1 protein-coding gene is annotated in these 244 nt (G+C 66.0%); it reads right to left on the bottom strand.

Annotation, left to right across the window (positions count from 1 at the left end; translation table 11 throughout):
• Nucleotides 1-212: 30S ribosomal protein S10 (gene rpsJ / locus E6G06_19625; protein ID TML86977.1), on the bottom strand; the 212-nt coding region annotated here is incomplete at its 3' end.
• Nucleotides 213-244: the final 32 nt, after the last annotated feature.

Consider the following 244-nt stretch of genomic DNA (forward strand, 5'->3'; position numbering starts at 1 on the left):
CGCATCTCGAAGTGCTCGCGGCTGTCCTTGTCCTTGTGCGGCGAGCGGATCACCGTGTAGCGCCGCTTCTCGGTGGGCAGCGGCACCGGGCCCCGCACCTTCGCCTGGGTGCGGACCACGGTCTCGACGATCTTCTTCGTCGACTGGTCGATGATCTCGTGGTCGTAGGCTTTCAGCCGGATCCGGATCTTCTGACGGTTCGCCTCAGCCATGTCGTCTTCCCCGGCTGGGGCCCCAACCCCAG

It is taken from the genome of Actinomycetota bacterium, assembly GCA_005888325.1.
Taxonomy (GTDB): Bacteria; Actinomycetota; Acidimicrobiia; order Acidimicrobiales; family AC-14; genus AC-14.